The 18,750-nt window shown below is 40.4% G+C and carries 21 protein-coding genes, 1 pseudogene and 1 riboswitch; of the genes and pseudogenes, 10 read left to right on the top strand and 12 right to left on the bottom strand.

Annotated features, from left to right (window positions below; all coding sequences use genetic code 11):
* Positions 1-85: 85 nt before the first annotated feature.
* From KI210_RS02275 to KI210_RS02270, 3 genes and pseudogenes are all read right to left on the bottom strand, one after another.
* Positions 86-988 (bottom strand): glycosyltransferase family protein, encoded by a 903-nt coding sequence (locus KI210_RS02275; protein ID WP_212780269.1) that lies wholly within the window; start codon positions 986-988, stop codon positions 86-88.
* Positions 989-1,001: 13 nt separating this feature from the next.
* A pseudogene (locus KI210_RS09150) lies at positions 1,002-1,085 on the bottom strand (IS3 family transposase); the annotation flags it as partial.
* A complete protein-coding gene (locus KI210_RS02270) occupies positions 1,070-1,252 on the bottom strand; it encodes a hypothetical protein (protein ID WP_212780268.1) in 183 nt (60 codons plus the stop codon). The pseudogene KI210_RS09150 and the gene KI210_RS02270, both read right to left, overlap by 16 nt.
* A gap of 154 nt (positions 1,253-1,406) precedes the next feature.
* Between KI210_RS02270 and KI210_RS02265 the strand changes: the two genes are divergently transcribed.
* The 5 genes from KI210_RS02265 to ribH all read left to right on the top strand — a co-directional run bounded on the left by KI210_RS02265 (position 1,407) and on the right by ribH (position 6,245).
* Positions 1,407-2,606 (top strand): MFS transporter, encoded by a 1,200-nt coding sequence (locus tag KI210_RS02265; RefSeq protein ID WP_281412854.1) that lies wholly within the window; start codon positions 1,407-1,409, stop codon positions 2,604-2,606.
* 108 nt (positions 2,607-2,714) lie between these two features.
* Positions 2,715-2,832: riboswitch (FMN riboswitch) on the top strand.
* A gap of 86 nt (positions 2,833-2,918) precedes the next feature.
* A complete protein-coding gene (gene ribD / locus KI210_RS02260; RefSeq protein ID WP_212780266.1) occupies positions 2,919-3,962 on the top strand; it encodes a bifunctional diaminohydroxyphosphoribosylaminopyrimidine deaminase/5-amino-6-(5-phosphoribosylamino)uracil reductase RibD in 1,044 nt (347 codons plus the stop codon).
* Complete coding sequence (locus tag KI210_RS02255) at positions 3,955-4,563, top strand: riboflavin synthase (protein ID WP_212780265.1); 609 nt, start codon at positions 3,955-3,957, stop codon at positions 4,561-4,563. The genes ribD and KI210_RS02255 overlap by 8 nt, the downstream gene beginning before the upstream one ends.
* Positions 4,564-4,574: 11 nt before the next feature.
* The gene (ribA, locus tag KI210_RS02250; protein WP_212780264.1) at positions 4,575-5,753 is read left to right on the top strand and encodes a GTP cyclohydrolase II; all 1,179 of its coding nucleotides are present in this window, start codon (positions 4,575-4,577) and stop codon (positions 5,751-5,753) included.
* A gap of 33 nt (positions 5,754-5,786) precedes the next feature.
* Positions 5,787-6,245 carry a 6,7-dimethyl-8-ribityllumazine synthase gene (gene ribH, locus KI210_RS02245; protein ID WP_212780263.1) on the top strand — a complete coding sequence of 153 codons (459 nt, stop codon included), beginning with the start codon at positions 5,787-5,789 and terminating at the stop codon, positions 6,243-6,245.
* 51 nt (positions 6,246-6,296) lie between these two features.
* Here ribH and KI210_RS02240 read toward each other — a convergent pair whose 3' ends face one another.
* The 3 genes from KI210_RS02240 to KI210_RS02230 all read right to left on the bottom strand — a co-directional run bounded on the left by KI210_RS02240 (position 6,297) and on the right by KI210_RS02230 (position 8,893).
* Entirely contained in the window at positions 6,297-6,923 is a 627-nt protein-coding gene (locus tag KI210_RS02240) for a phosphatase PAP2 family protein (protein ID WP_212780262.1), read from the bottom strand.
* A 129-nt stretch (positions 6,924-7,052) separates the two neighbouring features.
* Positions 7,053-7,910 carry an aldo/keto reductase gene (locus KI210_RS02235; RefSeq protein ID WP_212780261.1) on the bottom strand — a complete coding sequence of 286 codons (858 nt, stop codon included), beginning with the start codon at positions 7,908-7,910 and terminating at the stop codon, positions 7,053-7,055.
* 86 nt (positions 7,911-7,996) lie between these two features.
* Positions 7,997-8,893 (bottom strand): M48 family metallopeptidase, encoded by an 897-nt coding sequence (locus tag KI210_RS02230; RefSeq protein ID WP_212780260.1) that lies wholly within the window; start codon positions 8,891-8,893, stop codon positions 7,997-7,999.
* Between the two features lie 156 nt (positions 8,894-9,049).
* Between KI210_RS02230 and KI210_RS02225 the strand changes: the two genes are divergently transcribed.
* Positions 9,050-9,220 (top strand): hypothetical protein, encoded by a 171-nt coding sequence (locus KI210_RS02225; RefSeq protein ID WP_212780259.1) that lies wholly within the window; start codon positions 9,050-9,052, stop codon positions 9,218-9,220.
* Here KI210_RS02225 and KI210_RS02220 read toward each other — a convergent pair.
* The 4 genes from KI210_RS02220 to KI210_RS02205 form a co-directional block, all read right to left on the bottom strand.
* Positions 9,197-9,529, bottom strand: coding sequence for a type II toxin-antitoxin system CcdA family antitoxin (locus KI210_RS02220; protein ID WP_212780258.1), 333 nt, complete (start codon positions 9,527-9,529; stop codon positions 9,197-9,199). The genes KI210_RS02225 and KI210_RS02220 overlap by 24 nt on opposite strands.
* Positions 9,507-10,217: a YjjG family noncanonical pyrimidine nucleotidase gene (locus tag KI210_RS02215; protein WP_212780257.1), complete on the bottom strand. Its 711-nt coding sequence runs from the start codon at positions 10,215-10,217 to the stop codon at positions 9,507-9,509. The genes KI210_RS02220 and KI210_RS02215 overlap by 23 nt, the downstream gene beginning before the upstream one ends.
* Position 10,218: 1 nt before the next feature.
* Positions 10,219-10,794, bottom strand: a complete 576-nt coding sequence (locus tag KI210_RS02210; protein WP_212780256.1) for a DUF459 domain-containing protein — start codon at positions 10,792-10,794, stop codon at positions 10,219-10,221.
* 78 nt (positions 10,795-10,872) lie between these two features.
* A complete protein-coding gene (locus KI210_RS02205; protein ID WP_212780255.1) occupies positions 10,873-12,264 on the bottom strand; it encodes an MFS transporter in 1,392 nt (463 codons plus the stop codon).
* A 251-nt stretch (positions 12,265-12,515) separates the two neighbouring features.
* On the opposite strand from KI210_RS02205, the gene KI210_RS02200 reads away from it, so the two are divergent.
* The 3 genes from KI210_RS02200 (at position 12,516) to KI210_RS02190 (ending at position 14,863) form a co-directional block, all read left to right on the top strand.
* The gene (locus KI210_RS02200) at positions 12,516-12,782 is read left to right on the top strand and encodes an ACT domain-containing protein (RefSeq protein ID WP_212780254.1); all 267 of its coding nucleotides are present in this window, start codon (positions 12,516-12,518) and stop codon (positions 12,780-12,782) included.
* A gap of 9 nt (positions 12,783-12,791) precedes the next feature.
* Complete coding sequence (locus KI210_RS02195) at positions 12,792-14,135, top strand: PFL family protein (RefSeq protein WP_212780253.1); 1,344 nt, start codon at positions 12,792-12,794, stop codon at positions 14,133-14,135.
* A gap of 77 nt (positions 14,136-14,212) precedes the next feature.
* Entirely contained in the window at positions 14,213-14,863 is a 651-nt protein-coding gene (locus tag KI210_RS02190; RefSeq protein ID WP_212780252.1) for an endonuclease III domain-containing protein, read from the top strand.
* Positions 14,864-15,168: 305 nt separating this feature from the next.
* Here KI210_RS02190 and KI210_RS02185 read toward each other — a convergent pair whose 3' ends face one another.
* Together KI210_RS02185 and KI210_RS02180 are read right to left on the bottom strand one after the other, a co-directional pair.
* Positions 15,169-16,221, bottom strand: a complete 1,053-nt coding sequence (locus KI210_RS02185; RefSeq protein WP_212780251.1) for a Fic family protein — start codon at positions 16,219-16,221, stop codon at positions 15,169-15,171.
* A gap of 241 nt (positions 16,222-16,462) precedes the next feature.
* Positions 16,463-17,335, bottom strand: coding sequence for an alpha/beta hydrolase (locus tag KI210_RS02180; RefSeq protein WP_212780250.1), 873 nt, complete (start codon positions 17,333-17,335; stop codon positions 16,463-16,465).
* 147 nt (positions 17,336-17,482) lie between these two features.
* Here KI210_RS02180 and KI210_RS02175 point away from each other — a divergent pair, with 147 nt between their 5' ends.
* A complete protein-coding gene (locus tag KI210_RS02175; protein WP_212780249.1) occupies positions 17,483-18,418 on the top strand; it encodes a CE1 family esterase in 936 nt (311 codons plus the stop codon).
* The last annotated feature ends 332 nt before the right edge of the window (positions 18,419-18,750 follow it).

Raw genomic sequence — 18,750 nt, 5'->3', positions numbered from 1 at the left:
AAAGATCTTGGCATATCATACTCCAGATGAAATCTTTGAGAAAGAATTAGATCATATCTATCAAGCAGTATAAATGTTCAATTTATTATTGCAATTTACGATAAATTATTGGTAATGTAAGCCAAGCAATTGCTCCACGTATTTGATTCAAATAATACAGCCTTGCATTATATAGATTCCCATGATGAAAGCTATGATAAATTTTCTTCGCTTCCGATAGCGTCTTGAACCAATTTGCGTTTTGCTTCATTAAAATAAGCAATTTTTTTGGAGTTTCTCCATATTCCAAAGCAAGCATTGGATAGATAGAAACATCTTTATCTCTAAGGTAAAAACTAAGATAAATATCTTCACACCAGTAATCAGTGGTGAAACCACCAATTTTTTGTAAATAATCAAATCTTAGGCACAAACCATGTCCAACAACATGATTTCTCAAGAATTTAGAATATAAAACAGAATTAGTCAGTCCATTTGTAATTTCAAAATTTGTTTGATAAACTGCGAACCCTTTCATGATAGGGCTTAAGGATTGTAAATTTGAGAAAAGCGCTGAATATTCTTGAATAACCAAAGGATATTCAGCTTTTGATGTAATTCTTTGTAGTTCCAAAATCGCCTGCTTACCAGGACGACTATCTGCGTTATAAACGCAAAAGTATGTTTTGGTTGCTGTTAAACTATAATTCTTAAAAATTTCTTCTTTGACAAAATTCAGCTGATCAGCCATCATGCCATCTTCACCCGGATAATTTAAAAGATGCACAGCTTTATATTTTTCACCTTCTGAAATAAATTCTTGAACAACTTCATAGGTTGTTTTTGATTTCTCATTTTTTACTTTTTCTTTATTCGTCGTTACTACAAAAATATCAGCATTTATTTTCGTTTCATCAATAATTTTCAAGAAATGCAAAAGAGTAGGAACTATTGTTTGCTGTTCATACAAGCAAGGAATAATAAAAAGTAGTTTTTGAACTGAGACCAAAAAATTGGACAGTTTAAAACGCAGGCTGCTTAAAGGCTTGATTCCGATATTCTTTCGGAGTCAGGCCTTTTAGTCTGCTCTTTATCCTTTCGTTGTTTCTGGAACGAGTAAAATGTCATCCCCTTCTTCATGGAGCCTTCGTTCTAAATATCTTATTCCCTCAGGAATGATTATAAAATCATTTTTGTCAGCTAAATTCTTGCATAATGTTGATTTGCCAGCATTTGAAATTCCTTCTACCAATATTATTTTTCCTCTTTGCATTATTTTTTCTCCTATATAAATAATATTATTTTTATTTATGAAGCAAAATTGAATATTTTGCTAATGATGTTATAATTATTTGAATAGTTTAGCACTATTATTTGAAATGTCTAGCTATTTTTTAACTTATAATAAGAGGAACTATTATGAATAAATCTTTTTCGCAAGTAGAGAAAAAAATACTGCCAAAGTAATCTCTAGCAGTGCAATTTCAAAATTTGGTGATATGCTTTTTGATTATGTTAATTCTGTCCTATTATCTGGCAGTAAAAACGGTGGATGGCTTCTTTCTATTTACCAAAGTAGTGAAGTATTTACCAGTGTTCTTTTCAACTTTTTAGGGGGGGCATTGTCAGACTATAAAAATCGAAAAAATATCATTTTTATTTGTGACTTATTTAGTGGATCGGTTTGCTTTCTACTATCTATTTTTATTCCTGATGACGTTTTCTTGTATGCTGTCATTGTGATAAATATTGTTTTTGCAATCATTTCTTCTTTTCGGAGTCCAGCATATAAAGCCATTTTTCGTGAAATTGTTAATGAAAATAATCTTGGTAAAGTAAATTCTATTTTGGAAACGGTAAACGAAATAGTTCAAATAGGTGGTCCTACATTAGCATTAATGATAGCTAAATTTATCGGCAATCGTGGTGCTTTAATCTTGGATAGTATTAGTTTTTTTATTTCAGGATTTTTGCTTCAAAAACTATTTATCATAAGTCCTCAAAAGCTTAACACTAAAAAAACGACAACAATCAGTCAAATATTTCAAGGCTTCCATTACTTAACTCTCAATCGTAATATTATGGTAATAGTTATTTTTTCAAGTGTCATAAATTTTATCATAGCTGGATATAATCTAATTTTGCCATTTTCAACATACGCGTTCAGTGGAACAAAATTAAAGGCATATGCTGTATTTCTTACTGCAGAGTCAGTTGGAGGGTTAGTTGGGGCTTCTCTTTCTGGATTAATGAAAAAAGATCCCTCTTCGAATAAGTTATTTATACTAATGATGCTATGTGGGTTATCACTAATCCCCTGTCCTCAACTCTTTCTGCTAACACATTCAGTGATTGTGGTTTCGGTCTGTATAGCTATGTTCAATATGTTTTTAGGTATTTACAATATTCAATTTATGACTTTTGTTCAAATAAATACCAAAGTAGAGTACATAGGTCGTGTTTTCAGCATTATTTTTTCTATTGCCATTTTATTTATGCCATTTGGGACGTTTTTTTTCAAATTTGTTTTCAATTTAAAGAATCAATTTGATTATTCATTTTTAGGTTTATCACTTATTTTCATTTCTTTAATTAGTATGACCGTAAATAAATTTATCAAAAATTGATTTTTTTCTCCTACAGCCTCTTGCCTTCACTCCAATTTTGCAATTTTTCCAGCACATTTTTATTGACAACGCTTACACATAGTTCTAAAGTATAAAGCGAATTGAATAACAATTCTTCGAGGCAGGGTGAAATTCCCGACCGGCGGTAAAGTCCGCAACCCGCTTTTTAAGCGGCTGAATCCCGAATGGGTACCGATAGTTACAGTCTAGATGGGAGAAGGTATGCGTTTTTTTGTGACGCACTATTTTTGACGATAAGCGGAGTCTCGAAGTGATTCGAGGCTCTTTTTTTATAGATTCGAGGTGAGAGTTATGACTGACCAGCAATATATGGAGTTGGCGTTGGAAGCAGCTGCTAAAGGCGCCCCTAATACTTGGAAAAATCCGCTAGTTGGTGCCGTAGTTGTTAAAAACGATCAGGTACTAGCTATCGGTTACCACCATCACTACGGCCAGCCACATGCCGAACGTGATGCAATCAGTCAGCTCTCGAAGAAGCAGCTGTTCAATTCAACCCTGTATGTCACATTGGAACCATGCAATCATACCGGAAAACAGCCTCCCTGTTCTGATTTGATTGTTGCGAGCGGAATTAAGCGGGTAGTAATTGCCCAAGAAGATCCCCATCAAATCGTAGCCGGCAAAGGCATCAAAAAACTGCGCGATCATGGCATTCAAGTTGAGTTGGGTGTTTTAGAGCAAGCTGCCCGCCGGCTCAACCAGCACTACAACTTCTTTTACACGCACAAGCGGCCCTGGGTCTGCCTGAAAAAAGCTGTCAGTTATGATCAGCAGCTAGGCTATCTGGGGCAGCGAACCCAAATTACCAATCAGGCCGCCTATGACTGCGTGCATCAAGAACGCAGTCGGTATCAAGCCATTTTAGTCGGCTCAACCACAGCCATTATTGACAATCCCAGCTTGCTGACAACAGCCAATACTGATTTTCCGCCGATTCGCATCGTACTCGATCGTCGGGGCCGTTTATTACAGCATCTGAAAATAAAGGTCCTGACTGACGGCCTGGCACCGACTTGGATTTTTACCGAAAATGATAATTTCCTGAAAGTGAGCCTGCCTGACTTTGTGAAAATTCACAAAACCAATGGTGACAGTATTCAAGCCGTTATCAAGACTTTAACTGAACAGGAATTGCAATCTCTCTATGTTGAGGGCGGACGCCGGGTAGCTCAAAGCTTTTTACAGGCTGGACTAGCCGATGAAGTTCTGACCTATGTGTCGCCCGAAATCCTTGGAGACGGCATTCCCGCATGGCAGGAAAATAAAAATGATTATCAATATCACTTCAGCGCTTTAGCTGACAATTTTAGAATCGCAGGTTACAAGCATGTTTAGCGGATTAGTAACAAACAAGGCTGTCATTTCAGCTATTAAAAAAACCGACCAAACTATTGTCATGACGGTCGAAACGCAAGCCGATATTTTACAAGGGGTGAAAATCGGCGACTCAATCGCCATCAACGGCTGCTGTCTTACGGTTGAATCATTTGACCAGCAACACTTTACGGTCACAATGATGCCTCAAACCTACAATATGACCACTTTCAAAGACCGCCAAGTCGGCGACCAAGTAAATCTTGAACGCTCTTTACGCTTAGGTGACCGCTTTGATGGCCACATTGTCAGCGGACATGTTGACGGCACAGTCAAGCTATTAAGCAAAAAGCGCAATGAAAACGCTTTGGAATTAACTTTTCCGATTCCGCCAGCACTCAAACAACAAATTATCAGCCAAGGCAGCATTGCGATTAACGGCACCAGTTTAACAATTATGCACGCCGACGGAAAAACTTTCTCTATCGGCCTAATCCCCCACACCCAAGATGAAACCAACTTGGCGGCGCTTAAGGTCGGAGATGCCGTAAATATTGAAACCGACGTAATTGCAAAATACGTTGCCCATGACCTGGCACAACAGGTCGCAGTACAAAACTAGGAGAATATAAAATGGATGTTAAAAAGATTCAATCAGCTATCGAATGGATGAAACAAGGCGGCTTGGTAATCGTCGCCGATGATGAAGACCGTGAAGCCGAAGGCGACATGATCGGCTTGGCCCAATATGTCACTCCTGAAAACATTAATTTTATGACCAAGCATGCCCGTGGCTTGCTTTGCACCAGCATTGATCGCAAAATCGCCGAACGCCTGCACTTGCATCCCATGGAAGCCCACAACACCGATCCATATGGCACTGCCTTCACCATCAGCGTTGATTACAAAACTACCACTACCGGGATTTCCGCTTTTGATCGTGCTGCCACAATTAAGGCTTTGGCCGATCCGACTACCAAACCTGAAGACTTCTTCCGCCCTGGCCACTGCTTCCCACTAGTTGCCAAAGACCGCGGCGTTTTGGAACGCAACGGCCACACTGAAGCTTCTGTCACCCTTGCCAAACTTGCTGGTGCGGCCCCAGCTGCTTATATTTGCGAAGTGACCGATGATGATGGCCACATGGCTCGGCGCAAGCGGCTGCAAGAGATCGCCCGCGAATACCATCTGCCTTACTTCACAATTGCTGATCTGCAAGAATATGTTAAAAGTCCAGCGAGTAAGCCCAGCGATTTTGTAAATCTTCCAACTGATTACGGCAATTTCAAAATCAAGATTTATCCTGGCGGAAATTTAGCTCTGGTAAAAGGAAAAATTGATCCTAGTCAGCCGGTCTTGACGCGGATTCATTCTGAATGCATGACTGGTGACACTTTTGGTTCAAAGCGGTGCGACTGTGGCGACCAATTGCACACCGCCATGCGCATGATTGATGATGCTGGCAGCGGTGTCCTGCTGTATTTGCGCCAAGAAGGCCGCGGAATTGGCCTGACTAACAAATTGCGGGCCTACGCCTTGCAAGATCAAGGCCATGATACTTATGATGCCAACGAAATGCTGGGCTTTAAGCCTGACCAGCGCCATTATGATGTTGCCGCGCAAATGTTTAAGGACCTGGGAATTAAACAAATCAAACTGCTTACCAACAATCCCGATAAAATTAACCAGTTAGCTGATTACGGGATCATGGTCACTAACCGCATCCCCTTGGAAATGCCAGCTAACAGCATTGATCGTTTTTATCTGGAAACTAAACGCGACCGCTTCAACCATATGCTGGTTAACCTTTGATAACCTCATATAATAGAAGAAAGGAAAAATAAAATGGAATTTGAAGGCAAATTAATCGCAGCTGATCCACGCATCGCCATTGTCGCATCAAAGTTCAATGAAACCGTCACTCGAAAACTAGTCGCCGGAGCCGAGCGAACCTTGGCCCAGTTCGGGGTAAACCGCGACAACGTTGATGTTTATTGGGTACCCGGGGCTTTTGAGATCGGCTTTACTGCTAAAAGAGTTTTGGCAAGCAGCAAATATGACGGCATAATGACTTTGGGCGCTGTGATCAAGGGCGAAACTGATCACTACGACTTAATTATCAATAATGTCACCAATGCAGTCATGCAGCTGAACCTGCAAGGCACTATCCCCCTAACCTTTGGCTTGTTAACAACTGACAATATCGAACAAGCCTTACAGCGCAGCGGCTTAAAAGTTGGCAATGAGGGCAGCTCAACTGCTCAAACCTTAATTGAAATGATCTCCTTAAATCAAACAATCTAAAAAAGATCCTTACAGCGTTAGTTTCATAACTAACAACTGTAAGGATCTTTCTTAATAATATCTTCTTCGCGTCTTTAATTCTTGTGGCCTAAACTCATAAGTTAAACCTAACCAGCAGCTAGCCAATAAAACCGAAGCTAGCGTATCAGTAATGTGGTGAGCTTGTAGATAAACCCGATCGAACATTACGAGCAGAATCCAAACACAGCCGACGATTGTCCAAATTACTCTTGTTTTAGTATCTTCAGTATTATGATACAAAATTACTAAAGCTAAAATAACCAACATCGCTGCACAAAGTACGTGTCCACTTGGATAACTAAAACCATCATCGCTCTTAGATGCGCCTGCTGGACGCGGACGACGAACAAGGTGCTTAATAACCCAAGCAATTGCGCTTCCGCCAAAAAAGCTGATAGCTAGCCAAACACTAAGCCCCTGGCTGCGTTTATAAAATAAATAAACTACTAAAGCCAGCATCAAAACACTTGTAAATGCCGGACTAGCCAAAAACTTGATAATCTTAAACAGAATTGTACTTACTGGATTGACAGTACTTGCTGCAAAGTTTGCAAACAAGTTATCTGTCTTCGTTACGATGGCGTTTCCGGTGGTGACCATAACCGTCAAGATCACCAACAACACGGCAGAAACGCCAGCCGTGATCCGTCTACTCATAAAAGACCTCCTTGTCACTTATCTCCTAAATAATACGCTAGAAAGGTCTTTTGTCCAAGAAAATTTTTGACAATTACTGAAATATAAAAAATGCGCCTCATCAGGAGACGCATTTTGTTTCACATGAAACTAAAAGTTAGCTTTATCTGGATCAAGTGCCAAATCACTAGCACCATGCAAACCATCAAGCAATTTTAGATCTGCGCTGCTTAATTCAAAGTCGAATACGTCGGCATTTGCCTTGATATATTCAGCATGGACGGATTTCGGCAAAGGCAAAAAGCCATGTTGCAACGACCACCGAATTAATACTTGCGCTGGTGACTTGCCGTAACGTTCCGCAACTTGCTTGACGGTTTCATTTCCCAACAGGCCACCGGTTCCTAGCGGACTATAAGCTTCTAGCAGCATTCCCTGCTTTTTGCTGTATTCAGCAGTTTCTTCTTGCAGATCGCTTGGGTTAAGCATGATTTGATTTACTGCCGGCTTAATTTTTGCCGTCTTCAGCAATTCATCAATATGGCGTTTTCTAAAGTTGGAAATACCAATTGACCGAATCTTGCCAGCCTTAACTGCCTCTTCCATCGCTTCCCAGCTTTCAGCATTAAGTTCTGCCCAATGATCGCGCATGGCAGCCGGGTTTGGCCAGTGGATCAAATATAAATCTAAGTAGTCCAGCCCCAATTCCAGCAAGCTATGATCAATTGCTTGCTTAGTTTTTTGATAGCCATGGTCGGAATTCCACAACTTAGTTGTAATAAACAAATCAGAACGTTTCACGCCAGATGCTTTAATTGCTCTACCAACACTTGCCTCATTGCCATAGGCCCTTGCCGTGTCAATGTGGCGATAGCCGCTATCTAGGGCTGCCTTAACCGCATCTTCAGCTACCTGTCCATCGGGGGTTTGCCAAGTACCAAAACCAATAATTGGAATTTCCAGACCATTATTTAATTTATAGGTATCAGTTAATGAAGAAATAGTCATTTTTGTGTCTTCCTTTCTTTTCACTTACTAAAAGTAATTGTACACCAGGCTTATGAAAAAAGTTTGAAGGTCGCTAAACGTCCCAGTTACTTGTTGGATTCTTGCAGGCGCTCAATTCTTTTATCTAGTGGCGGGTGGTCTGAGAATAGCTGCGAAAAGAAATTGCTTTTGCCTGGCTTATCAAAATACAGACTATCAACCATAATGTCTTGCGATTCAGCTTTGGTTTCAATTGTTTCTAACTTGCTTAGAGCAGAAATTAGCCCAGATGGATCGCGAGTTAAGTCAACTGAACCAACATCAGCTAAATATTCACGTTGCCGTGAAATCATTAGATAAAATAATTTAGCTAACGGTATGCCGACAATCGAAATCACTCCGCCAATAAATACGAGGAATAGACCCAAAAGTCTAAAAGCCATCGCGATTATCCCATGTTCATCAGAAAGCACCATACCCAAGCCGGCAAACAAAATCCCAACGCCAGTATAATAAATCAAGTTGACCATCCCACTGGCAACCGTGGTAAACCTGATATCATAATTTCGGATATGAGACAATTCATGGCCAATTACGCCACGAATCTCCTCTTTGTTCATTATTTCTACCAGCCCCTTAGTCAAAGCCAGGCTGGCATGTTCTGGATCACGGCCGGTAGCAAAAGCATTCGGAGCTTCCTCTGGCGTGATGTAAATTTTAGGAACGGGAATTCCGCCAGCTAAGCAAAGTTCCTCAACCATCTCGTAAAGTTCAGGACTATCTTCTTGCTTGATTTCCACCGCATTGGTGATTTTCATCAAGTGCTTAGCAGCATTGAAATACACCCACACAACGTAGATAAGTCCGCCCAGCAAAAAAATAGAACCGATTGTCGAGCCTATAGAATAGGTAATAAAAATTGTTACTGCCAGCAGCAATACTCCAAATAGGGCCATAACATACCAAGTATTGCGCTTATTATGAGAAATCTGTTGATAAAGCATTGTACTCCCTCCACACTCTTCACCTCAAATTTTAGCAGAGATTGCTGCACTAAAAAATATCTTACTTATCAGGACGAACGTTTGATTTAAAAGATTCTTAACTATCCTCCCTGCTCAAATAGAGTAAAATATCATCATACGAATGGAGGGAATCCCATGTTATTGGACTTGCTTTTAGTCATTTTATTGATCTGGTTAATGTTCAAGATCGGCTTTAAACTTATCCATTTCATCATTACCCTGGTTTTGATCGGTCTGGTCTTTGTCTTTCTTTCGACATTTTTCATTCCAGCCATCATCATCTTAGGAGCTGCCATCTTTATTTAAAGGGGCCTCTTTGACTAAGATCGCACCGGCAGAAATAGCTAGCTCATTGCGCTTACGCCAATAAACTTCAGCTTTTGCCCCCTGATAGTCCACGTAAAAGGGAATTGCAGACAAGGCCTTGCGATAGTGGTGTTGCGCCTTCGCCGGCTTTTTAGGTTTAACGGCCTGTTCAAGCAGCTGACTGATTCCCTCATCAAAATCCAGTCCCTTAGCTTTAAAGTAAGCTTGTGCTTGTCTATATAAATCTTCTTCAAGCTGCAGAGTTATCGCTTTTTTCGCCATATTCTTACCAAGTTTTCTTAAAATCATGCTGGAGAAGCTTGATAAATTCCTCGTAGGTATCAACTTCAAACAGCGGGTGCAAGCCAATTGTATCTTTCCGATGGCGGTGATTATACCAGATGCTGTCAAAACCATAGTTTTCGGCACCAAGAATATCGGACTTCAAGCCGTCGCCAAAAAAGACCGTCTTTTCTGGTGCAACCTGGGATTTAGCAAAAAAGTAGTCAAAGATTGCCGCCTCAGGCTTCTGAGAACCCGTTTCATCACTAATCACGATTAGGTCAAACATGTCCTCAATCCCCGCGTCTTTTAAGCGTTTATGCTGCATGAAACTTTCACCATTGCTTAAAACCGCCAGCTGATAGCCTTGCCGTTTAGCATATTTTAAAAAGTCTCGTGCCCCTGGCAATAATTCATGACATTGGCCAAAATATGACCGATATTCATTAATCAGAGCTCGACCATCAACCTCCAAATTCATGTGGTCACGCATAAAATCGCCAAAGGTCCGTACGCTTAATTCATCGTAACTAATCTCGCCCTGCTCTAATTTTCGCCATAACCCTTGGTTCCAAGTATGATAGGCTTTTTGCAATTCTGGCGTTAGTTTCCAGTTATGGCGGGCAAACAGCGTCTTAATTGAATAGTTTTCTGTTTTCTTAGAATCAATCAAAGTATCATCGACGTCTAAAATTATCTGTTGGTACCTGGTCACATTATTCCCCCAATTCTTTAACCTGTTCAGCAATTAGTTGTGCTAATAAATTATAGCCTAAATCGCCAAAGTGCAGTCCATCATCTAGCAGACCACGATAAATCTCCTTGTCCGGTTGCTCTAGCATGTGCTGGTAGAGGTCAATAAAAACGAGCTGATACTCTGAGGCAACTTCCTTAACGACCTGACTATATTCTCCAATTAATTGGTTATCCCGAAAACGCTGCTTAGTTTCATCAACAGCAGGAGGAGTAATCATTATTATTTCTGATGAAGCATATTCCTGCAATAATTTTTGACAAATTTGCTTCAGGTTTTGCCGATATTGCGCAATCTTGACTTGTTTGTGACGAGCAAGGTCATTAGCACCAATCAAAATCACAACATAGTTAGCCTTAGTCCGATTTAAAACTAAACTATCTAAATTATCCAGCAGGTTTTGGCTGTTGATTCCGGGAATCGCAGTATTTACAACTGTCAAGTTAGGTAATAATCGTTTTAAATTATAGTTTATATGCGGGATTGCTTTCCCTTCAAGCCGAGCAATAATACTATCTCCAGTTAGTAATAGACGCATTCTTTACCACCTCAATAAAAAGAACCGCCAAAGCGGTCCGTTAATGAGATATTATAGCAGATATTTCCTGGGAAATAATTATTTTTGCTTTTTCCCCTGAAGATAATAACTGGTTAAAAGCGCAATGAGGACAATAACCGCAAAGATTACCATCATGATAAAGTCGATCTTCCCACCGTCATAGGTTCTTTGTGCCAGTGAACCGGTTCCCTTATTTTGAAATAAGGCCATCAAAGAAGCCAGAAAAATCGTACCGGTAGAGCCAGCAAATTGCTGAATCATGTTAAAAATCGAACTCACGTCAGCCATGTTTTTTCGTTCAACTTGTGTTGAGGTATTAGAAATCGTATTAGCAAAAGCTAAATTGAAGCCTAGCCGGAAAAGCATAAAGAAGAAAATCAGCTTTATTGGCGTCAAACTTGCTTGGAAAAATAAGATTAAGCCAGTTCCAATAACCGCCAATATTCCCCCGGTAATAATCGGGACGCGATATCCTAATCTATCTGCTAAGATGCCGGCAATTGGCGAAGTAATTGCCCCAAGCACTGCCCCTGGAAGCAAAACCAGCCCAGAAATAAACGCACTGCCCTTCAAGGCATATTGAACATAAGTTGGAATAACTAAAGAGATCCCGATATTAATAAATTGTAAGAAGAAGTAACTAAGGCCGTTTAAAGAAACTGGCAAGCGCTTGAAAATTGTTACATCAAATAATCTTGCCTGACTCTTTTGATTTACTTGCACAAAAATAGCAAAAATAATCCAACTACAGATAAATAATAGCCAGAATTTCCAAGTAAAGCCCTCTTTTCCTATTAATGATAGAGCATAAATCCAGACAAACATAGCCAGAGTCAGAATCACAAATGCTAGATAATTGAAGGGTTCCGCTTCTTTTTTACCGTCATCAATAATGGTAAAGCAACCAATGATCAAACTGAGCGCAGCTAGCGGCAAAGTAAACCAAAATATTGCCCGCCAAGAAAGAATTGACAGCACATAGCCACCATATGTCGGGCCTAATGCTGGGGCAAAAGAAATTACCATCCCTGCAATTCCAGTCATCAAACCTCTTTTGGCTGGCGGTATTTTGCTAAAGATCGAGTGAAACATTGCCGGAGTTGATACACCCGTGGCGATTGCTTGAATTAACCGACCAATCATTAGCAGCGTAAAATTTGGCGCTATCATTGCTAAAACATCGCCAACTACAAAAGCAAGCACCCCAAAAATATGAATGCTGCGCAAATTAAAGCGGCGGAATAAATTTGCCGTGGTCCCCATAACAACAGTTACCATCAGCAAATATCCTGCCGTAATCCATTGTGTTGTATCTAATGCAATATTAAATGTATGCGATAGAGCTTGATAGGCAACATTCATTGAGGTCTCGGTCACAATTCCGACAAAGCTTAGCAAGGCAATCGCTACAATTCCCCAAACGTCAATTGCTTTTATTTTATTCTCCATAAGGTTCCTTTCTAAAAAAGAAAAAGAGCTATGGCGATCGCTCCGCCACAGCTCTTTCTTGATGTCATTGATGTTTTAATCCTAGCACAGATTTTTTTGCTCGTCAAAATGGTTTCTCAGCCAGCAGTTGCTAGCAAAAAATTTCCCAGGAAATATTTTTATCTAGTTGTTAGCCCTTTTCAGCTTTTTTTCTACTACCAGCCGTGATAAGCTTAAAACAAAAAACTAGCAGTATTTAGCGAGGAAAAAATATGAAAGCAATACTCACTGTTGTTGGCAAGGACCAAGTTGGCATTATTGCTAAAGTCAGCAGCTTTTTAGCAGAAAAAAACATCAACATTTTAGACTTGAGCCAAACCATTATGGATGGCTACTTCACCATGATGATGATGACTGAATTGCCTGAAACTTCTAATCTCAAGGAAACTTCTGATCAATTGCAAGAATTAGGTCACGCAAATGACTTGACGATCACCTTCCGCAACGCTGAATTATACAAGTCAATGCACCAGCTTTAGGAGGACAAGATGGACGCAACACAGATTTTTGAAACAGCCCATATGATCTCTGATGAGAATCTGGATATCAGAACCATCACGATGGGAATCTCGCTGATTGACTGCATCGACAGCGACAGTGACCGGGCATGCCAGAAAATTTACGACAAAATCACCACCAAGGCAAAAGATCTAGTCAAGGTCGGCGAGCAAATCGAAGCTGAATATGGTATTCCAATCATCAATAAACGTGTTTCGGTAACACCAATTTCGCTTATCGCAGCAGCCAGCAAGGATCGCGACTACTTAAAATACGCCAAGACCTTGGATCGGGCAGCCAAAGCAATCGGCATTAACTTTATCGGCGGTTTTTCTGCCTTAGTTCAAAAAGGCTACCAAAGCGGCGATGAAACGTTAATTGCTTCCTTGCCACAAGTTTTGCATGAAACTGAATTAGTATGTGCATCTGTCAATGTCGGCTCAACTAAAGCTGGTATCAACATGGATGCAGTTGCTCAAATGGGGCAAGTAGTCAAGGCAGCTTCAGAGCTCGACTTAATGACAAATGCTAAACTGGTTATTTTCTGCAATGCGGTAGAAGATAATCCATTCATGGCTGGTGCCTTCCATGGCGTAGGTGAAGCTGATACCGTCATTAACGTTGGCGTATCCGGACCAGGTGTTGTTAAAGCAGCACTTGAAAAAGTAGCCGGCCAGCCATTAGACGTTGTTGCCAATACTATTAAAGAAACTGCCTTTAAAATCACTCGGATGGGACAACTAGTAGGTACCGAAGCTTCCAAACGACTCAATGTACCATTTGGAATTGTCGACCTTTCACTTGCCCCTACCCCAGCAGTCGGCGATTCAGTTGCTCAAGTACTTGAAGAAATCGGCCTGGAACAAGTCGGTACTCATGGTACTACCGCAGCCTTGGCCATGTTGAATGATGCTGTGAAAAAAGGTGGAATCATGGCCTGCAATGCAGTCGGTGGCTTATCTGGTGCTTTTATTCCAGTTTCAGAAGATGCCGGTATGATCGATGCCGTTAATGCTGGCCGATTAGACATCAGCAAGCTGGAAGCCATGACGGCTGTCTGCTCAGTTGGCCTTGATATGATCGCTGTCCCTGGCGACACGCCTGCTGAAACAATTAGTGGCATGATTGCTGACGAAGCAGCTATTGGAATGATCAACAATAAGACTACTGCTGTCAGAGTTATTCCGGTTAAAGGCAAAGGAGTCGGCGATACTGTTGAATTTGGCGGTCTTTTGGGCCACGCACCAATTATGGCGGTGAACTCAGCAAGCTCAGCCAAGATGATCCATCGCGGCGGCCGAATTCCAGCACCAATTCATAGTTTTAAGAACTAGCAAAAGCGATCCAGCTGGATCGTTTTTTATTCGGTTCGATTTGCTATTTAATATAGTTATCTTGGTGAGGTGATTTTATGCCAACTACAATTTCCCTATTAGACCTTTATAACATCATGTACGACCACATGGATCCCAATGGCTGGTGGCCGGGTCGTTCAGATTGGGAAGTTATCTGGTCTACCGTACTAATTCAAAATACTAATTGGAAAAATGTCGACAAAGCATTAAAACAGCTGTATCAAGCAACGAACTTTGATCCCGAAAAGATTTTAACTATGCCGCTTGATGACTTAAAGCAAACGATCAAGTCTTCAGGCTCATACACGCGCAAAGCCGCAACCATTCAAAACCTTGCAGCTTATTTTCAGCAATATAATTTTGATCTAGAAGCAGTACAACTGCAACCAAAAGAAAAACTGCGCAAAGAACTTTTAGCAATAAAAGGAATCGGGCCAGAGACAGCCGATGTAATTCTGCTATATGCTATACAAAAGAGCGAGTTTGTCGTGGATACTTATTCGCGGCGGTTGTTTGCCTGCCTAGGCTGTGAAATCCCCGCTTATGAACGCGCTAAAAAGATTTTAGAAGCACAGTTACCTCGTTTTACCCTACGAAGCTATCAAAATTTCCATGCAATGATCGTTATGTTTAACCAGGAGAATAAACTCCCAGATGATTTTTCTAAAACATTTCTAGCTAATTACCAGTTAAAGTTACAAGAATGATCTGCTGCCCATGAAATATCTGATACCGAAATAGATGGAAGCTCATCAAAGTCTATGTGTTTCACATGAAACAATAAGTTTTTTGTTCAAAACAAATCCTCCAATAAAGTCATTTTTTCAAACTTAGGTCACAATTTGTGACGTCCGTTTTGATGGCAACGATAGTAGATCATGTATCACATTTAAATATTGATGTGCACCATTCTTGATTGTCTTGTGCAGTTTCACGTGAAACGCAGGAAAAATAAGTGCCAAAAAACGCGACTTGGAATTAACCAAATCGCGTTTTTGCATTATGCCTACTACTAATTTTTTATCACGTATTTTACATACCTTCCGCTTCCCACAGCTTTAATGGTCCCCTCACGCTTTAGTTTGCGAAGACATCGTTGAATTGTCGTTTCACTATAACGTGGGATCAGCTCAACCAATTCTGCTCTAGCTAGAGGTTTAAGCTGCTGTTGCAGCGTTTTAATTATCATTTGCTCAGCAGACAAGGGACGTCTATTGTGAAAAATCCCAATTCGATCAATCAGTTCACGGTAAGCGCTGACTATTATTCCAAGATAGTAATCAATGAAAGGAAGGTAGTCATTTTGATTTTCCTTCCAGCCTTGAGAGCTAGCAGCTAAGGCTTCATAGTAGCTCCCCTTACTATCCTCAATTATTTTTTCCAAACTAATATATTTTCCCACCTCAAATCCAGAACGGTATAAGGTGAGCAACATTAACAACCGAGACATGCGACCATTGCCGTCACGGAATGGGTGAATCGATACAAAATCAAAAACAAATGCAGCTGAAAGCAGCAAAGGAGATATATCGGCCTTTTCAAAGGCCAGGTTGTAACGTTGGCACAATTGCTCAATTAGTTCTGGCGTTATAAAGGCTTCGGGCGGAGTAATTCGTATCTCTTGATGTCCATCAGCATACTGAGCAATTATTTGGTTGTTAATATCCTTGAATTTGCCTCCCCAATTATCACCGGTATACTTAAAAAGCATTTTATGCATCGCTAAAACCGTATTGGTGTTGATCGGCATATATTGTGAATTCTCATGAATTAAAGCCAACACATCCCGATAGCCCGCAATTTCTTGTTCACTTCGATCATGGGGGTGCACTTTGTCTGTCATAATTTTCTTCAAGCGTGAATCTGAAGTGTAGATACCTTCAATTCGATTAGAAGCATCGGTACTTTGAATCTTAGCAACTGCAACCAATTTTTCCAACTCTTCGTGATAGTCAATCGCATAGCTAGAGGTTTCCCCTCGCAATTGGTAGATCGTGGTCAGTTTTTTTATTACTTCATTACTCATTCGAAGATGATTCAAAGTATCATAGTCAAATGCCTTCATTGGTATTTACTCTCCTTCTTAGTCATCAATAGTCCTTGTTTGGTCATTTTACCACGATTGACCAAGGTAGATATAGATAAATATTCGATACTTTTGAAAATAGCCCATAACTAAGTAATTTTCATTACTAGGTAAAAAACTTAGCTTGGTCATTTTACCATAATTGACCAAGCTAATAAGTGCCAAAAAACGCGACTTGGAATTAACCAAATCGCGTTTTTGCGTTGTTTTATTTTTTTCATTAAAGATTCTTAGCAAAGAATGGCTTAATGTAGTCAAATACTTCGCTCACATAAGGTTCAAGATCGTAAAGATCAAAGTGCCCTGCTTCTGGAATAACGTGCATTTCTTTATCATCGCCTGGAACTGCATTGTAAACTTCCGTAGATGCATCTCTACTCCAAGCATTCTCACCAGTAATTACCAAATATGGCTTCTTCATATCTTTCATAATGTTTGGAACATTATACTTAACCAGACTGAGTTGACTCCATGAAACAACTTGGTTGCTCCAGCCTGGGCGTTGTCCACGTTTAGTGTAGTAGTAAGCCGCACCTTCATCAAAAGCACGTGGCATGAAGTTCAAGTACGTTACTTCACCCTTGTTTTCTTCATATGCCTTCTTTTCAGCTTCAACTTGTTCTGCCGGCTTGAAGAAAGAAGCCATGTTAGATTTTGAGATATCTGCAATTGCTGGTACCATAGCTGCAATTGCCTTTAACCGTGGCTCCTTAACGCCCGCAACTGACATATACGAACCTGAGCCACAGATTCCCAACCCGCCAATGCGGTTATTGTCTACAAATGGCAGGCTTTCCAAAAAGTCGACTGCACCTTCAATATCCGTTTCCTTAACTTCTGGCAATTCTTGTTGCCGAGGCATCCCTTCACTTTCGCCAAAGTATGAGCCATCGAAGACTAAGGTAATGTAGCCAAGATCAGCCAAACGTTGTGCGTATACGCTTTGAGCTTGTTCCTTAATTGAAAGCATTGGGCCTGTAACTACAATTGCAGGATAGTCATTGCTTAAGTTAAAGTTGTCCGGAGAGTATAAAATTCCTGATAAGCGTAGGTCTAAATCCTTATTTTTGAAAACTACTTTTTGGCTTTGCATTTAATATTGCCTCCTAGATATAATGTTGTTAATCATCTTTGTCATGTTCAAATATTATCATCCATACTTTCCCTTGCACAGTAACGGTTTCTTACCCAAGTATGCATTGAATGTATGGTATTGCTAGACTGCTTAGAAAGCGTGACTATGATGAAAAAATCTACCGAATTCAGCTTGACCATTGGGCTGATAATCCTGCTTTTAATTGGCGGACTTACTGTTTTTTCATGGAAAAACACCAGCAAGTCGACAAATAATGCTAATAAAAATTCATCCTCATCCAGCACCCAGCCAATTGCTTCATATCGGATCAACAACAACCGAGTTTATGTTTATGGCCGCAAAGCTGCACTTTATGGCAAGAAACGAGTACCGCTTGTTTTGTTTATGCATGGTACAGGAGGCGACCCTCAAAAAGAAGCGATTCGATCAGGTTGGGCAGCTAAAGCTAAAAGTGCCAATATCTTAGTTATTTCACCCACCTACGACGACTATGTAACCTATGACAATGTTCCCTTCATCAGCAAAGTAGTGCGCTATGCCCAAAGCCACTATTCCGTTGATCCCCACCGCACCTACTCACTAGGCTTTTCTAACGGTGGTGCCACCTCAATTGCAATGGTCAATGAACATCCGCGCATGTTTGCCGGTATCGCTGCATATGGCTGGGCAAACGATTTAACCAAGAAAAAGAGCAAATACCTAATCCCTTTTCAATTTATTTCAGGATCTAGAGAAGCCACAGAGTACACCAGCCAAGACAATCCAATGGTAAGAGTAGACGTACGAACTGCAATTCAGACTCTGTTTCGTTATAACAACATGAAATACGCAGGCAAAAAAGCTAATTACCAACAGACGCCGTATTGGGGATACACTCCCGATAAAACCACAAGACATCAAACTAACGGTACAATCTGGACCGTTAATGACTACTACAAAAAAGGCTATGAAGCTCCCTTTGCCCAATTTGTCATGGTCGCCAAAGCGATACATGAACCACATAAAGCTGAAGCGAATTATTCATGGAATTTCTTGAAGCACTTCTCTCGTAATTCGGCTGGCAAAATTATTGAAAATTAACTAAAAAGTCAAACCCTAATTTTTGGGCAAGTGAACTGAGACCCAAAAATTAGACATTTTAAAACACAGGATTAGTAGTATTACACAAAGCATATCTCGTAAAGGCTGCTGCCTCATAGAAGGCTTTTTTGGTATTCTTAAGAAAGAATATTTTACGGTAAAAAATCTGCTTATGCTAATCTTGATGAACTTGATCAAGCAATCATTGACTACATCCACTATCACATACTGAAAGAACAAAGAAGAAACTAAAAGGCCTGGCTCCGAAAGAATATCGGAATCAAGCCTTAGTAGCTTAATATCAATAAAGTGTCCCATTTTGTTGGGTCACT

This window comes from Lactobacillus corticis (assembly GCF_018327645.1).
GTDB classification, from domain to species: Bacteria; Bacillota; Bacilli; order Lactobacillales; family Lactobacillaceae; genus Lactobacillus; species Lactobacillus corticis.
This window is presented reverse-complemented; position numbering and strand designations above follow the sequence as displayed.

Bases quoted from the DNA above. Each gene is read 5' to 3' on its own strand.
- KI210_RS02270 (WP_212780268.1), bottom strand. From the start codon at position 1,252: ATGCAAAGAGGAAAAATAATATTGGTAGAAGGAATTTCAAATGCTGGC.
- ribD (WP_212780266.1), top strand. From the start codon at position 2,919: ATGACTGACCAGCAATATATGGAGTTGGCGTTGGAAGCAGCTGCTAAA.
- KI210_RS02255 (WP_212780265.1), top strand. From the start codon at position 3,955: ATGTTTAGCGGATTAGTAACAAACAAGGCTGTCATTTCAGCTATTAAA.
- ribA (WP_212780264.1), top strand. From the start codon at position 4,575: ATGGATGTTAAAAAGATTCAATCAGCTATCGAATGGATGAAACAAGGC.
- ribH (WP_212780263.1), top strand. From the start codon at position 5,787: ATGGAATTTGAAGGCAAATTAATCGCAGCTGATCCACGCATCGCCATT.
- KI210_RS02240 (WP_212780262.1), bottom strand. From the start codon at position 6,923: ATGAGTAGACGGATCACGGCTGGCGTTTCTGCCGTGTTGTTGGTGATC.
- KI210_RS02235 (WP_212780261.1), bottom strand. From the start codon at position 7,910: ATGACTATTTCTTCATTAACTGATACCTATAAATTAAATAATGGTCTG.
- KI210_RS02230 (WP_212780260.1), bottom strand. From the start codon at position 8,893: ATGCTTTATCAACAGATTTCTCATAATAAGCGCAATACTTGGTATGTT.
- KI210_RS02225 (WP_212780259.1), top strand. From the start codon at position 9,050: ATGTTATTGGACTTGCTTTTAGTCATTTTATTGATCTGGTTAATGTTC.
- KI210_RS02220 (WP_212780258.1), bottom strand. From the start codon at position 9,529: ATGATTTTAAGAAAACTTGGTAAGAATATGGCGAAAAAAGCGATAACT.
- KI210_RS02210 (WP_212780256.1), bottom strand. From the start codon at position 10,794: ATGCGTCTATTACTAACTGGAGATAGTATTATTGCTCGGCTTGAAGGG.
- KI210_RS02205 (WP_212780255.1), bottom strand. From the start codon at position 12,264: ATGGAGAATAAAATAAAAGCAATTGACGTTTGGGGAATTGTAGCGATT.
- KI210_RS02200 (WP_212780254.1), top strand. From the start codon at position 12,516: ATGAAAGCAATACTCACTGTTGTTGGCAAGGACCAAGTTGGCATTATT.
- KI210_RS02195 (WP_212780253.1), top strand. From the start codon at position 12,792: ATGGACGCAACACAGATTTTTGAAACAGCCCATATGATCTCTGATGAG.
- KI210_RS02190 (WP_212780252.1), top strand. From the start codon at position 14,213: ATGCCAACTACAATTTCCCTATTAGACCTTTATAACATCATGTACGAC.
- KI210_RS02185 (WP_212780251.1), bottom strand. From the start codon at position 16,221: ATGAAGGCATTTGACTATGATACTTTGAATCATCTTCGAATGAGTAAT.
- KI210_RS02180 (WP_212780250.1), bottom strand. From the start codon at position 17,335: ATGCAAAGCCAAAAAGTAGTTTTCAAAAATAAGGATTTAGACCTACGC.
- KI210_RS02175 (WP_212780249.1), top strand. From the start codon at position 17,483: ATGATGAAAAAATCTACCGAATTCAGCTTGACCATTGGGCTGATAATC.